This is a genomic window from Mycobacterium sp. HM-7, assembly GCF_053852335.1.
Window position 1 is genome coordinate 1,743,145 of the sequence record NZ_CM132657.1, and the last position, 12,747, is coordinate 1,755,891.

15 protein-coding genes and 1 tRNA gene are annotated in these 12,747 nt (G+C 67.6%); 10 read left to right on the top strand and 6 right to left on the bottom strand.

Translation table 11 applies throughout. The features are described 5' to 3' along the window. The first annotated feature begins 56 nt into the window (after positions 1–56). The 3 genes from ACWW1C_RS08315 to ACWW1C_RS08325 all read left to right on the top strand — a co-directional run bounded on the left by ACWW1C_RS08315 (position 57) and on the right by ACWW1C_RS08325 (position 1,913). Positions 57–563 carry an EspA/EspE family type VII secretion system effector gene (locus tag ACWW1C_RS08315; protein ID WP_455982987.1) on the top strand — a complete coding sequence of 169 codons (507 nt, stop codon included), beginning with the start codon at positions 57–59 and terminating at the stop codon, positions 561–563. Continuing rightward, positions 560–1,003: a hypothetical protein gene (locus tag ACWW1C_RS08320; RefSeq protein ID WP_455982988.1), complete on the top strand. Its 444-nt coding sequence runs from the start codon at positions 560–562 to the stop codon at positions 1,001–1,003. Before ACWW1C_RS08315 ends, ACWW1C_RS08320 begins: the two co-directional genes overlap by 4 nt. A 70-nt stretch (positions 1,004–1,073) precedes the next feature. Then, entirely contained in the window at positions 1,074–1,913 is an 840-nt protein-coding gene (locus ACWW1C_RS08325) for an SDR family oxidoreductase (protein ID WP_455982989.1), read from the top strand. Here ACWW1C_RS08325 and ACWW1C_RS08330 read toward each other — a convergent pair. Further along, positions 1,910–3,865, bottom strand: coding sequence for a TPM domain-containing protein (locus tag ACWW1C_RS08330; RefSeq protein WP_455982990.1), 1,956 nt, complete (start codon positions 3,863–3,865; stop codon positions 1,910–1,912). The genes ACWW1C_RS08325 and ACWW1C_RS08330 overlap by 4 nt on opposite strands. 76 nt (positions 3,866–3,941) lie before the next feature. Between ACWW1C_RS08330 and ACWW1C_RS08335 the strand changes: the two genes are divergently transcribed. The 3 genes from ACWW1C_RS08335 (at position 3,942) to ACWW1C_RS08345 (ending at position 7,521) form a co-directional block, all read left to right on the top strand. Continuing rightward, the gene (locus ACWW1C_RS08335) at positions 3,942–5,210 is read left to right on the top strand and encodes a deoxyguanosinetriphosphate triphosphohydrolase (protein ID WP_455982991.1); all 1,269 of its coding nucleotides are present in this window, start codon (positions 3,942–3,944) and stop codon (positions 5,208–5,210) included. A 62-nt stretch (positions 5,211–5,272) separates the two neighbouring features. Next, positions 5,273–7,162: a DNA primase gene (dnaG, locus tag ACWW1C_RS08340; RefSeq protein ID WP_455982992.1), complete on the top strand. Its 1,890-nt coding sequence runs from the start codon at positions 5,273–5,275 to the stop codon at positions 7,160–7,162. Between the two features lie 77 nt (positions 7,163–7,239). Beyond that, positions 7,240–7,521 (top strand): DUF7155 family protein, encoded by a 282-nt coding sequence (locus tag ACWW1C_RS08345; RefSeq protein WP_455982993.1) that lies wholly within the window; start codon positions 7,240–7,242, stop codon positions 7,519–7,521. 30 nt (positions 7,522–7,551) lie between these two features. Here the strand turns inward: ACWW1C_RS08345 and ACWW1C_RS08350 are convergent, their stop codons facing one another. After that, on the bottom strand, positions 7,552–7,794 hold the full coding sequence (locus ACWW1C_RS08350) for a hypothetical protein (RefSeq protein ID WP_455982994.1): 243 nt from the start codon (positions 7,792–7,794) through the stop codon (positions 7,552–7,554). Between the two features lie 158 nt (positions 7,795–7,952). Here ACWW1C_RS08350 and ACWW1C_RS08355 point away from each other — a divergent pair. The 3 genes from ACWW1C_RS08355 (at position 7,953) to ACWW1C_RS08365 (ending at position 8,887) form a co-directional block, all read left to right on the top strand. Continuing rightward, positions 7,953–8,025 (top strand) — tRNA-Asn (locus ACWW1C_RS08355). 132 nt (positions 8,026–8,157) lie between these two features. After that, a complete protein-coding gene (locus tag ACWW1C_RS08360) occupies positions 8,158–8,385 on the top strand; it encodes a hypothetical protein (protein ID WP_455982995.1) in 228 nt (75 codons plus the stop codon). Positions 8,386–8,431: 46 nt separating this feature from the next. Beyond that, positions 8,432–8,887: a PRC-barrel domain-containing protein gene (locus ACWW1C_RS08365; RefSeq protein WP_455982996.1), complete on the top strand. Its 456-nt coding sequence runs from the start codon at positions 8,432–8,434 to the stop codon at positions 8,885–8,887. Here the strand turns inward: ACWW1C_RS08365 and ACWW1C_RS08370 are convergent. The 3 genes from ACWW1C_RS08370 to ACWW1C_RS08380 all read right to left on the bottom strand — a co-directional run bounded on the left by ACWW1C_RS08370 (position 8,884) and on the right by ACWW1C_RS08380 (position 11,550). Further along, positions 8,884–9,372 (bottom strand): GNAT family N-acetyltransferase, encoded by a 489-nt coding sequence (locus ACWW1C_RS08370; protein WP_455982997.1) that lies wholly within the window; start codon positions 9,370–9,372, stop codon positions 8,884–8,886. The two genes, ACWW1C_RS08365 and ACWW1C_RS08370, sit on opposite strands and share 4 nt — an antisense overlap. Before the next feature lie 24 nt (positions 9,373–9,396). Then, positions 9,397–9,789, bottom strand: coding sequence for a hypothetical protein (locus tag ACWW1C_RS08375; RefSeq protein WP_455982998.1), 393 nt, complete (start codon positions 9,787–9,789; stop codon positions 9,397–9,399). Positions 9,790–9,876: 87 nt separating this feature from the next. Further along, positions 9,877–11,550: a cellulase family glycosylhydrolase gene (locus ACWW1C_RS08380; protein ID WP_455982999.1), complete on the bottom strand. Its 1,674-nt coding sequence runs from the start codon at positions 11,548–11,550 to the stop codon at positions 9,877–9,879. Between the two features lie 182 nt (positions 11,551–11,732). Here ACWW1C_RS08380 and ACWW1C_RS08385 point away from each other — a divergent pair, with 182 nt between their 5' ends. After that, a complete protein-coding gene (locus ACWW1C_RS08385) occupies positions 11,733–12,236 on the top strand; it encodes an LppP/LprE family lipoprotein (RefSeq protein ID WP_455983000.1) in 504 nt (167 codons plus the stop codon). A gap of 8 nt (positions 12,237–12,244) precedes the next feature. Here ACWW1C_RS08385 and ACWW1C_RS08390 read toward each other — a convergent pair whose 3' ends face one another. Further along, positions 12,245–12,688, bottom strand: a complete 444-nt coding sequence (locus ACWW1C_RS08390; RefSeq protein WP_455983001.1) for a MarR family winged helix-turn-helix transcriptional regulator — start codon at positions 12,686–12,688, stop codon at positions 12,245–12,247. Positions 12,689–12,747: the final 59 nt, after the last annotated feature.

Sequence of the window (12,747 nt, forward strand, 5' to 3'; positions counted from 1 at the left end):
GAAGACCCGCCCCGGGCGTGAATAGGATGTAAGCCAAGGGGATTGGAGGAGCCGCGGTGGGGGTTCTCGGCGCATTTCTTTCGACTTGGGACGACGCGCGCGCGGCGTTCGGGTCCGGCACGCCGGTCGGCGGTGCCGACTTCGACATGAGTGGCCAGTTCCAGGAACTGCGCCGAACCGTTCTGTCGGTGGCCCCAGGCGGGGAGTGGACGGGCACCGCCGCCGAGAAGTACGACGGTCGCAATCGCGAGCACGCCGGGATGATCGGCAAGCTCGCCGAACTCGACCGGCGCCTCGGTGCCGAGGTCGATCGGTCCGCGGCCGTGGTGACGGCAGGTCGACGGGACCTCGACGTCGTCAGGCAATGGGTGGTCGACGCGGCCGCCAGCGCGCCGACCACCGCTGCGGGTGAGCGTGCGTTGCTTCCGGTGGTGGCCAAGGGGACCGCCGACATCACCGAGATTCTCAGTCGGTCGAATGCCGATCTGGACACCATCGCGGTGCGGATTCGCGAGATCGGCGCGGGCTATGACGAACTCAGTGGGCAAGGTGCGCCGCGATGAGGCGGTACCTCGGCGCGCTGACCGGAATCCTCATCTTGTGCACCCTGTCGGCGTGCTCCACCGAGGTGACCAGGGAGCAGAAGGCGCCGGTTTCCGCGGAGGCGGCGGCGGCGTTCGGCGACGTGACGTTGCCGCAGGGTGCGCAGGTTCTCGCCACCGTCACCGACTCGGGCCGCGACACCCGGTATCGCGTGGCATTGCGGCTGACCGACGGTCAACTGCGGGACTTCCTGGGCCAGTTCCCGACAGAGCCGCGGCCGTCTGACATTCCGAAAACCATGACGGGGCTCGCCGGCCCGTCGTTGTCCGGTGCTCCCAGACCGCTGTTCCTGCAGGAAAAGGTCACCACCAAGGACCACAAGCTGGTCAACCGCGAGGTCGTCGTCGACGAGCGCGGACCCGACGAGGTGTACGTCCACCTGTCGCTGTTCACCACCTGAGCGCGGTTGCTGAGCAGTTTGTCAGCACCCTGCCGCCGATCCCGTTGGGCTTTCGGTATAGCGTGCCGGTATGACGCGAGTTTCGGTGATCACCGGCGGCGCCGGTGGAATGGGTGTGGCGACGGCGAAGATCGTCGGGCGGGACCATACGGTCGTGCTGGCCGACGTGCGTCACGACCGCCTCGATGCGGCCGCGGCCGAACTGGCCAACCTCGGTATCGCCGCGACCGTCGTCGACGCCGACGTCACCGACCGCGCCGCAGTGGACCAGTTGTTCACCACCGCAACGAGTCTCGGCTCGATCGCGTCGGTGATCCATGCCGCCGGGGTGAGCCCGAGCATGGGGGCGGCGGACTACGTGGCGCGCACCAACGCGGTCGGCACCGTGAACGTCAACGAGGCCTTCTACGGTGTCGCGGAGGCGGGCGCGGCGATCGTCAACGTCGCCTCGATGGCGGCCCATCTGCTGCCCGAAGAGATCATCCCGACGACGAAGTTCCCGCTGGCGCTCACCGACGAAGACGCGTTCCTGGCCGAGATGACGGCGGCCTGTGCCTTCGCGCCCGAGGAACTGCGCTCGGGTATGGCCTACGGCGTGAGCAAGAACTTCGTCAAGTGGTACAGCAGTTCACAGGCCGAGCGCTTCAACGCCAAGGGGTTGCGCATCGTCTCGGTGTCCCCGGGTTCGGTCGACACCGAGATGGGGCTGCTCGAGGCCGACGCCGGTGCCGGCGCGATGGTCATGAACGCGGCGGTGCCGCGCTGGGGCAAGGCCGAAGAGATGGCCGCGCTGTTCGCGTTCTGCGCCAGCGACAAGGCCGGGTACCTCACCGGCACCGACATCCTCAACGACGGTGGGGTGGTCGCCTCGATGCGGGAACGGGCGCGTCTGGCGGCCGCCCCGCACTAGAACCGCCCGCCGCCACCGGAGAAGCCGCCGCCGGAGCCGCCGAAACTCGTTGAGCTCCAACCGCCGCTGTGGCTGCCACCGCCGCTGCCGCCGCCGCGGATCATCCCCGACAGGATGCCGCCGATGATGATGCCGCCGATGTCCCCGGCAGTGCTCGACCCGGTCCCGGCGTAGGACTGCCGCGCGGCGGCGACGTCGTTCGCAGCCAGCGTCTGGGATTGCTTGAGCAGATCGGCCGCCGAGTTGGCCTGCTCGATGCCGGCGGGAAGGTCGGTGCGCGACGTCGATCGGGCGGACTCGATCCGGCGCTGAGCCTCGGCCAGCCGGGTCCGGGCTTCGGGGCCGACACTCCCGCGGTGAGTGTCGATGAAATCCGACACGCCACGCACCTGGGAGGTGGCGGCGAGCAGTGCCTGGTCGAACGACTGTTGCAGCCGTTGCCGAGCGGCAGCCTCGTCGGCGATGATCGCCAACAGCTTGTCCAACTGGGCATCGGCAGCCGTCAGTTGGGTGAACGCGCTGAACGGATCGGCCGCGCCCGACGCCTGGGCGTTCGAAACCGCTTGTACCGCAGCGGTACGCGCCGCCGTCAGCTCCGTGTAGTGCGCTCCGGGCGGGACCGCCTCGGCCGCGGCGATCCCGTGCTGGATGTCGGTGATCGCGGCCGGCAGGGCACTGATCGCGTGCGTGATGTCGTCCGCGGCGCTGTCGATCGCGTCCAACATGCGCTGCGCCTGACCCAGCGCAGACTCCGCGCCATGGATCGCATTGACCAGGGCGGCCTGGCTGTCGCCGGGCTTGCTGACCAACCCCCGCGCGGCGGTGATGTTCTGGTCGGCGAACGCCAGGCGCTGTTCGGCGCCGTCCACATTGCCGGCCACCGACGCCAGCGCGGTCTCGGTGAACTGGCCGTGCAGCCCGGTCAGGGTCTGGCGGGCCGACTCGACGCGCGCCGTCAGGGCCACCAGCTGTTGGGTCAGCGCGTCCAGCCGGGTCGGCGCGTTGATGACCAGATCGCGCATCTGATGGAACGCGGTGCGCTGGTTCTCCAGCTCCTGATCGGCGCGGGCGGCCGAGACGACCACCTGCGTCAGTAGGTCGCGCCGCTGCTGCGGGGTCTCGGGCACCGCGTCGTCGAGCGTCTGGCGCACGCGGAATGCCTGTGCCATCGCGGCTTTCGCGTTCTGCACCGCGGTGATGAAGGGCGCGGTGTCGTGCTCGCCGAACTCGCCGACGGCCAGGGACAGCTCGTTGTCGCTGGTACGCACCGCGTTGTCGACCTCGACGAGGATCGACTTGGACAGGTCCTCCAAGGTCTCCAGCGACATCTTCGCGAGCGCCGCGACGTCGGTCGGGTCGACCTGCTGGGCCGCGTTCAGGTCCGCCTGCCGGCGCTGCCGGCGGCTACGCCGGACCCACCAGATGAGCCCGGCCAGCGCGACGCCGATCACGGCAAGCGCAACGACCAACCCCGCCCAGTTGAACGGTGGGGCGGGCGCCCGGAGTCCGTCGGCGGCAGCAACGGCCGCGCCCGCCCAGTCTCCGTCGTGCAACTTCGGTTCGACGGCATCCCGGCGCAGGCGGTCGACGTCCACACCGCCCGTCGCGGCCTCCGGGACCAGAAGCGCGTAGGCGCGATCCTTGATCGCCACGGCGAGGATGGCGTCGCTGTTGCCCAGAAAGCTCTGGCGCCAGGTGTTTTCCGCCCAGTCACGGGGATTGGCGCCGGAGAAGGTGTCGACGTAGACGACCCACAGCCGGGTACCGCGTTTGTCGTACAGCTGTTGCACCGCGCCGGTGACCGCGCTGCGCTGTTGCGAATTCAGCGCCCCGGCCTGGTCGGTGACGTAGTCGGGCAGCCGCATGGGCGGCTCAGCAGACGAGGTCGGGGCCAGCAGCGTCCCCACCATCAGGACCGAGATCATCAGCCAGACCAGCCGCACGATGCGCATGCCGTCAATCTAGTTAAGGCGCCCAAGCTTGAGGGTGTCTGGCCAGCGGGCGCGCCCGGGCTGGCAGACTTCCGCCGTGGGCATTGCACGCGATGGATACAGCGACTTCGACCGGCAGCGGCTGGTCGGGGAGGGCGTCAAGAGCGCCACGCTGCCCGGTACCGATGCCGGACACCGCACGGATTTCGCGCGGGACCGGGCCCGCGTGCTGCACAGCGCCGCGCTCCGGCGGCTCGCCGACAAGACCCAGGTGGTCGGGCCACGCCAGGGAGAGACGCCGCGAACCCGGCTCACCCACTCGCTCGAAGTCGCCCAGATCGGGCGCCACATGGCCGTCGGGCTGGGGTGTGATCCCGACCTGGTCGACCTCGCCGGTCTGGCCCACGACATCGGCCACCCGCCCTACGGCCACAACGGCGAACGTGCGCTCGACGAGATCGCCAAACCGTTCGGCGGATTCGAGGGCAACGCCCAGAATTTCCGGATCCTGACCCGCCTCGAACCGAAAGCGCTTGACAGTGCGGGCCGTTCGGCCGGGCTGAACCTGACCCGGGCGGCGCTGGACGCCGTGATCAAGTACCCGTGGTTCCGTGAGGACCGTGTCAAATTCGGTTTTTACGACGACGACGCGGCCGCCGCGGCCTGGGTGCGTGAGGGCGCGCCCGCCGAACGGCTGTGCCTGGAGGCCCAGGTCATGGACTGGGCCGACGACGTCGCGTATTCCGTGCACGACGTCGAGGACGGCATCATCTCCGGCCGCATCGATCTGCGTGTCCTCGCCGACGCGGACGCCGCCGACACCCTGGCCCGACTCGGCGCGCGGTCCCAGCCGACGGTGACGCACGACGACATGCTGGCGGCCGCTGCGCGGTTGTCGCAGCTGCCGGTGGTCACGGGCGTCGGCAAGTACGACGGTTCGGTCGCGACGTCGGTGGCGCTCAAGCGGCTCACCAGCGAGCTGGTCGGCCGGTTCGCCAACGCGGCGGTCACCGAGACCAAGAAGCAGGCGGGGCGCGCGACCATGCGCCGTTTCGAAGCCGAGCTCGCGGTGCCGGCCCTGGTTCGGGCCGAGGTGGCAGTGCTCAAGATGCTGGCCCTGCAGTTCATCATGTCCGACCACCAGCACCTGCAGATTCAGGCCGATCAGCGCACCATGGTCCGTGAAGTGGCGCTGTCGCTGTGGGGCCAGGCCCCGGCGAGCCTCGACCCGCAGTTCGCCGCCGAGTTCGCCCTCGCGGACGACGACGGCGCCAGGCTGCGGGTGGTCGTCGACCAGATCGCGTCGTACACCGAGACCCGGCTGGAACGCGTCCACGAGGCGCGCTCGCCGCGGCCCTTGGATTAGCGGGCAACGGGCCGCGGCCAAACCCGGTCAACCTCCGGAAAAGCGCCGCCTACACTGGGCGCGTGGCCGGCCGGATTCCTGATCGCGATATCGCGGCCATTCGTGAACGCACCCGTATCGAGGACATCGTCGGCGAGCACGTGCAGCTGCGACGTGCGGGCGCCGACTCGCTCAAGGGCCTGTGCCCGTTCCACGACGAGAAGTCGCCGTCGTTCCATGTGCGGCCGAACCACGGCCTGTTCCACTGCTTCGGCTGTGCCGAGGGCGGCGACGTCTACGCGTTCGTGCAGAAGATCGAGCACGTCACCTTCGTCGAGGCCGTGGAGCTGCTCGCAGACCGGCTGAACTACCCGATCAGCTACGAGGGATCCTCGACCACCAACGTGCAGCGGGACAAGGGCAGCCGCAGCCGCCTGCTCGCCGCCAACACCGCCGCGCAGGAGTTCTACGCCGAGGCGCTGCAGTCGGCGGAAGCCGCCGCTGCCCGCCAGTACCTGATCGACCGGAACTTCGACGCCGACGCGGCCAAACGTTTCGGCTGCGGATTCGCACCGTCGGGCTGGGACACCCTGACAAAACACTTGCTGCGCAAGGGATTCACCTTCAAGGAGCTGGAGGCCGCCGGGCTGTCCCGCGAGGGTCGCCGCGGCCCGATGGACCGGTTCCACCGCCGGCTGCTGTGGCCCATCCGGGGCGCGACGAGTGAGGTGATCGGGTTCGGTGCCCGCCGCCTGTTCGACGACGACCACATGGAAGCCAAGTACGTCAACACGCCGGAAACGGTGTTGTACAAGAAATCCAACGTGCTGTTCGGTCTCGACCTGGCCAAGCGTGACATCGCCAAGGGGCATCAGGCCGTCGTCGTCGAGGGCTACACCGACGTCATGGCGATGCACCTTTCCGGCGTGACCACCGCGGTCGCGTCCTGCGGCACGGCCTTCGGCGACGAGCACCTGTCGATGCTGCGGCGGCTGATGATGGACGACAACTTCTTTCGCGGCGAACTGATCTACGTGTTCGACGGTGACGCCGCCGGACGCGCCGCCGCCGTGAAAGCGTTTGAGGGCGAACAGAATCTGACCGGCCAGTCGTTCGTCGCGGTGGCCTCCGACGGGATGGACCCGTGCGATCTGCGGCTCAAGTCCGGCGATGGTGCGCTGCGTGATCTGGTGGCGCGCCGAACCCCGTTGTTCGAGTTCGTGATTCGCACCGCGCTCGAAGAGCATGACCTGGACAGCGCCGAGGGCCGGGTCGCGGCGCTGCGCCGCTGTGTGCCGCTGGCCGCGCGGATCAAGGACCCCACGCTGCGTGACGAATACGCCCGTCAGCTCGCCGGCTGGGTGGGTTGGGACGATGTGGCGCAGGTGATTTCGCGGGTGCGCGAGACCGCCAAGGCGGGCCCCGCCACGTCGAAGCGGGACAGCCGGCGCCCGTCGGCACCCGCGGCCCCGGCCGCGACGGTGGGGCGTCCGAACCCGAAGGACCCGACGTTGTGGCCGCAGCGCGAAGCGCTCAAGTCCGCGCTGCAATATCCGGCGATGGCCGGCCCGGTGTTCGACGGGCTGCCGGTCGACAGCTTCACCCATCCGGGCTACGCCGCGGTTCGGCAGGCGATCGCGAAAGCAGGCGGCACGGCGTCCGGTATGGGCGGCGCGGACTGGATCGAGGCGCTCCGGGAAGCCGACCCGACGGCGACGAGCCTGATGAACGAACTGTCGGTCGAGGCGTTCCAGGTCGAAGAGGACAAGCTGCCGCGATACATCGCGAGCGTGCTGGCCCGGTTGCAGGAGGTCTGGGTCGGTCGCGAGATCGCGGAGTTGAAGTCGAAACTGCAGCGCATGTCACCGGTCGAGCAGAGCACCGAGTACCACGCGTTGTTCGGCGATCTCGTCGCCATGGAGCAGTACCGGCGCAGTCTGTTGCAGCAGGCCAGCGGCGACGACCTCAGCTGAGCCTTTGTCGGTGTAACGCGGAGAGCCACCGTCCGCGATATGGTGGGGCAGAACCGACCCCAGCGGAGAGGCCCAGCATGACCATCGGAGCAACCCGGCTTTTCGCCGCTGCAGCGCTCGTGGCCACCGCAGTGGCTGCCCCGGTAATCGTCGCGCTGAGCAGCGCTCCGTCCTCGCAGTCAACAGCTGACGGCGGCTGCCTCGCCTGGTTCGGCAACAAGGAAGACGGAAACTGCATGGGCCGGTCCAACGGCCAGCCCGTGAACGTGGGCACCCCGTGGGGCGTCTGGGGCCCGCAAGGCGGCGTCAGCAGCGGCCCGCTCCTGCCCGGCCAGACCTGGCACCAGCCGCTCGGCTGAGTTTCGCACCCCTGATGTGCCGATCAGGGGTCAGTCGTGAATCGACTCCGGTTGCAGCACCGTGGTCTGGGAATCGATCGCGGTCAACCGCACCATGTTCGGGTCCGGTGACACCTTGTCGGCCAGCTTGCGCCGGCCGGCGTCCAGCATCGCCTTGGTCTTCGGGCTCTCGGTGATGGCGCGGTATGTGCCGGCGATCTGCTCGTAACGGCGACGGCCTGCCTTGGCTCCCAGAACATAGCCAACGGCCATGACGGCGACGGCTCGGATCACTGGACCCCTCCCTGATGACGGTGCGTGGCTCCATCCTGCCTCACGATCGCCGATGCGTCTGGCCCGACCGGCAGCTACCAGCCGATTCAAAGATCCGCGCAGTCATGCGCTAGAGTCATGCCTCGGTTCAGGGACACGCGCCCGGAGCCTGAGCACAATCCCCTGTAGCTCAATTGGCAGAGCTCCCGACTGTTAATCGGGCGGTTATTGGTTCGAGTCCAATCGGGGGAGCAACGGTGACCAGCACGAAAGTGCTGGTCATTTTGCATTCCGGGGTGGGTGCTGCCCCCGACTGCAGTCCCCGCGCCGGGCTCGGCCCGCGCCCGGCGGTTTGGTGACCACGCACGCGGGTACCCGTACTACATGAATGAATCGCCTACCCCGGTCGGTGCCATGGTGCCGGGCTTGGTGACCATCGCCATCAGTTTTGTGGCGCTCGTCGTCGGCGCCGTGGCGATGGTGGCCGGGTACCTCACATTCGGCGCGGTCGCGATGATCGTGTCCCTGGCCACTGCGACGTTCGGCGCGGTCTGGTTGCTATCGGGCATGTTGCTCAACGAACACCACCATTCACACGGCTGGCACGCCTGACCCCCGCGGGGTGGCGTGGCGCGGTCGAGGAACAAGGGACAAATCGATGTCGGATGTCGATCAATTGGTTGGCGCGACTGCTTATGACCTGTCGGGAGCCAAGATCGGCAAGATTCACCAGGTTTACCTCGATCAGAGCGGACAGCCGAGCTGGGTGACAGTTCACCTCGGGTTGTTGGGCATCGCGGAGCCGCTGGTCCCGTTGGCCGGCGTGCGCCATGACGAGGACGGTTCGGTGCGATTGGCCGTCGCGAAGGACATCATCAAGACTGCGCCGCCGATCGACAGTGCGGATCACGTCACGGCTGCCGAAGAAGGCGGGTTGCTCGAGCATTACGGTATGTCTGCCGAGCAGGCGACGGGGTTGGAAGCGGTCCAGTCGCTGTCGTCGACCTCGGGCAGACGCCTGCTGGGCGCGGCCGCCGCGGCAGCCGGAATCGGCGGCACCGCCGCGAACACCGCCGCGCGCACTGCTGAGCCGGAGCCCTCGGCTGACGATTAGGACGAGTGGCCGGGCACCCCAGCGGATTCGGCGGGTCCCAGGTGCAGGATCGGAAAGGGACGTCCGTCGCCATCGGTCTCCGAGCGGCTCAGGGTGACGAAGCCGTGGCGGTGATAGAAGCCCACGGCTTGCGGGTTTTGCTCGTTCACGTCGACCAGCAGGCCCGGATTCTTCGCCATCGCATCGGCCAGCAAGACCGATCCCGCGCCGCGGCCCCGATGCTGGTGGTCGATGAACAGCATCTCGAGATTCCCACCGGCGACGCCCGAGAATCCAACGGGCACACCATCGGAGTCCGCCACGGTCACGTCGACCATTTTCAGGTACTCCTCGGCGAGCCGACGTTCGTAGAAGTCGATGTCCGCGACGGTCAGGAAGTCGTGCGTCGCTTCCACCGCGCTCCGCCAGATGCGCACCAGCGCAGGCCACTCCACGGGTCCGTGGCACGGGCGGAGTAGGAAGTCATGCGTTGCAGTCACATTCACAGGGTAGTGACCGACCCTGCGGCCTCACCAAACCAGAGCGGAGTGGGGGTCCTGGTCCTCGGAAGTCTCCGGAACGGGATTCAGTAAGTGGCCCCAGTGTTCCCGCGCCGTCCGAACCGCGTCGGCGCGGGATTGGCCCGCCAGTCGCAGGGAATGGCCGCCCGACAGCTCGACCAATGCCTCGGCGAGTACATAGGGCGACATATCCGAATCGTGGGCGACGCCGATCAATTCCACCGCGGCATCTTGCCAACGTCGACGCTGGAGCCCGACGAGGACGCCGACCGCAAGGGCCAGCACGCGACGCTGTGCCTTGTTGCCCGTGACCGGCCATGACCCGCTGCCGTACAGCCCAGCGACTCCTCCGGGCAAACCATCGTCGTACTCCGGCGGTCCGCCGCCGACCGTGATCGACATGGCGATTGGTTACCCCGGCCAGTACACCGCGAAACACACAGCTATCCGGAGCGGCGCATGCGCGCCGCTCCGGATGAGTCGATCTGACTACTTGTTGTTCGATCCGGTCTTCTTGGGTCCGGTGTTGCCCGGGCCGGTGTTCTTCGGGCCGGTGTTTGTCGGTGCCGACTTCGTCGCCGAGTCCTGTTTAGGTGGCTTCGCTTTCGTGGATGCGGCCGGCGCCACGGCGTCCCTCTCGGTCGTCGCGGATACGGGCGGCAATGCCTTTGGTGTCAATGCCTTTGGTGTTGTCGAGGCTGAAATCGGCGTGACGGGGGCGGCGGGGGTGGCGGGGGTCGCCCGAGTTGCCGGAGTGGCCGGGGTACCCGTGGTGGCCGGGGTAGCGGCGGTCGCGGGGGTTGCCGGCGTGGCCGGCGTCGCCGGGGCGGCTTTGACCGCGGCTTCGACGGCGGCTTCGACCGGCACGGTGGCCGCAACGGGTGTTGCCGTCGCGGTGGGCGTGGCAGTCACCGGGTCTGCCGTGCCAGCGGTCTCCGACATGCCGGCCAGCGACATCACGGTCGCCTGTGCCGCCGACAAGGTCTGTGTGGCAACGGTTTTGGTCGTGGCGCTGAGTGTCGTGAACGCTGTCGTCGGACTCGGAACTGCCGTTGGCGCCGGCGGGTCGAGTGGCGTCTGCGGATGCGTCGCGGTCCACTGGGCGATGACGTTCGCGGCGGGCTTCGGTGTCCAATCTGTTTGGAAGACACCGAGAGTGTCCTGATCGCTGGTGCTTCCGGTGTTGCGGTCACGGGTGGTGTAGATGAACATCGGCCCGGTGTAGTTGAAGCTGCTCCATGAGTTCAGGAAGTTCGAGATGAACGCCGCCTGCGTGTTGTTGTCGACGACCGAGGTCGGTTCTCCGTATTCCGTCGCCCAGATCTGCTTGCTGCCATCACCTGCCGCGACCATCTCCTGATGGATCGTCGCGAGCTGGTTGATCGGCGCCACCGGTCCGTATGGTGTGCCGTTTCCGAACGGCACCTGGTACTGGTACGGATGGAACGAGAGTGCGTCGAAATAGCCCTGGGCGCCGTTGTCGTACATGCCCTGGACGTATGAGGCCGCGTTGATGGCCAGACCAGGGGTGTCGGTCACCCAGCCGACCACACCACCGACCACCGTCGCGTTCGGATCCGCCGCCTTGATCGCCGGATAGGCCGCCTGCAGCAACTTCGTGTATGCCGCCGGATCGGGTGTCGGGTACCAGGAAGGTGCCGCGTTGGGCTCGTTCCAAACCTCGTAGGCCGATACCTTGCCGGCGTAGCGCTGCGCTACCGCGCTGGCAAACTGCGCATACTGCGCGTTGTCCGCCGGGGGCGTGGCCACGGCCGGATCACCTGCCGGTACCGCCCACGCCGGCGTGGCGTTGAGCACGCCGAGGATGCCCATGTTGCGGTCCGCGGCAGCGTTGACCAGGGTGTCGACGGTGCTCCAGTTCCAATAGCCCTGAACTGGTTCGATGTTGTTCCACGGGATCAGGATTCGCACGTTCTGCACACCCAACGCCTGCATTTCGTCGAGCGTCTTGTTGATGTCGGCCGTCGACATCCCGATGATGTCCGAATCCGCGAACCCGACCGTCGTGTTCGAGTCGGTAATCGCCGCAGAGAGCAAATAAGGCACCGGTCCAGGACTGGTGCCTAAGCTGGTAAATATCAATCCTGCAACCCCAACGGGCAATGCCGCCGAGATTGCCACTGTCGCAGCGGTCTTGATCACCGGCCTCTTGGATTGGCCTCTCTTCTGTCTGTGCCACATCGAATTTCCCCTAGTCACAATTGATTTCGCGCCCGGCTAACTCCAACCGGGCGTCAAAGACAAGGTTTGGGTGCCCCGCGGGACGCGCGGGCAAACCCCGCTGATGTCAAAAAGCTTGGTGCGCTTGGCCGTAGGCTGGCCCCATGCGGTCCATCGGTTACACGTCAGCGCTCTTCCTGCTATCGGCATCGGCCCTGCTCACGGGGGGTTGTGGCTGGAGTCCGAAGGGGCCGGACCCGGTGCCGCAGGCCGATAAGTGCACACCAGCCGACGGGCCGGCGCAGAACGTGGTGACCGCAGCCATTTTCGCGCTGCCGGCGCCGCCGTCGGGCAAGTGGACGCAGATGAGCAGCGGCCACACCGCGAATTGTGCGCTGTACTGGGTGCAGGTCGGCCAGAACAATTCGACGCCGGACAGTCCGCAACAAGTCGTGTTCTTCAACAAGAACACGATGATCGGTACGCCGACGCCCGACGCGCGGCCGTACATCACCGTGACCGCGAGTGCGCCGGACAGCGTGACGGTTCAGTACCAGTGGCAGCAGGGCAAGGATCAGCCGGGGATGCCGACAGGTATCGGCAGTGTGCGGTTCACCGTCGACGGCGGTGCGCTCAAGGCACTCGATCCGATTCCGGGCCCGCGGTAACCACCGCGTCAGCGTGTGGCGAGCAGTCCGCGCATGATCTCGACGGCGGCGGCCAGAGTGTCCCGGTCGGTGCTGTCGAGTTCCGCCAGGAATGGGTCGATGGCGTTGCCGCGGTCGGTGCGAACCTGGGCCAGGGTGGTGACGCCCTGCGGGGTGATGCTGATGAGGACGGCGCGGGCGTCGTCGGGGTCGACCGTGCGGGACACCAGTCCGGCGTCCTCGAGACGACGGACCTGGGTCGTCATCGTCGGTTGTGAGCAGTGGTCGATCGCCGCGAGATCGGAGATTCGGGCGCGGCCCTCGGCTTCGATGGTGGAGAGCAGTCGCGCCTGGGCGAAGGGCAGCGGGAGCCGGACGCGCTGATTGGCCAAGCGGTTGATGCGTGCAACGACGGCGAGAAGATCCGAGGCGAGGGTCGTTTCGGTCGCCGGTGCAACTGTCATGTTCAACATGGTTCCATAGATTCTCTATGTAGTCGAACTGCCGCCTCGAGTGGTGACGGTCACAACAC

Excerpts from the sequence above, each read along its gene's own strand:
- ACWW1C_RS08320 (WP_455982988.1), top strand. The coding sequence starts at position 560 with ATGAGGCGGTACCTCGGCGCGCTGACCGGAATCCTCATCTTGTGCACC.
- ACWW1C_RS08325 (WP_455982989.1), top strand. The coding sequence starts at position 1,074 with ATGACGCGAGTTTCGGTGATCACCGGCGGCGCCGGTGGAATGGGTGTG.
- ACWW1C_RS08330 (WP_455982990.1), bottom strand. The coding sequence starts at position 3,865 with ATGCGCATCGTGCGGCTGGTCTGGCTGATGATCTCGGTCCTGATGGTG.
- ACWW1C_RS08345 (WP_455982993.1), top strand. The coding sequence starts at position 7,240 with ATGACCATCGGAGCAACCCGGCTTTTCGCCGCTGCAGCGCTCGTGGCC.
- ACWW1C_RS08360 (WP_455982995.1), top strand. The coding sequence starts at position 8,158 with ATGAATGAATCGCCTACCCCGGTCGGTGCCATGGTGCCGGGCTTGGTG.
- ACWW1C_RS08365 (WP_455982996.1), top strand. The coding sequence starts at position 8,432 with ATGTCGGATGTCGATCAATTGGTTGGCGCGACTGCTTATGACCTGTCG.
- ACWW1C_RS08375 (WP_455982998.1), bottom strand. The coding sequence starts at position 9,789 with ATGTCGATCACGGTCGGCGGCGGACCGCCGGAGTACGACGATGGTTTG.
- ACWW1C_RS08385 (WP_455983000.1), top strand. The coding sequence starts at position 11,733 with ATGCGGTCCATCGGTTACACGTCAGCGCTCTTCCTGCTATCGGCATCG.
- ACWW1C_RS08390 (WP_455983001.1), bottom strand. The coding sequence starts at position 12,688 with ATGTTGAACATGACAGTTGCACCGGCGACCGAAACGACCCTCGCCTCG.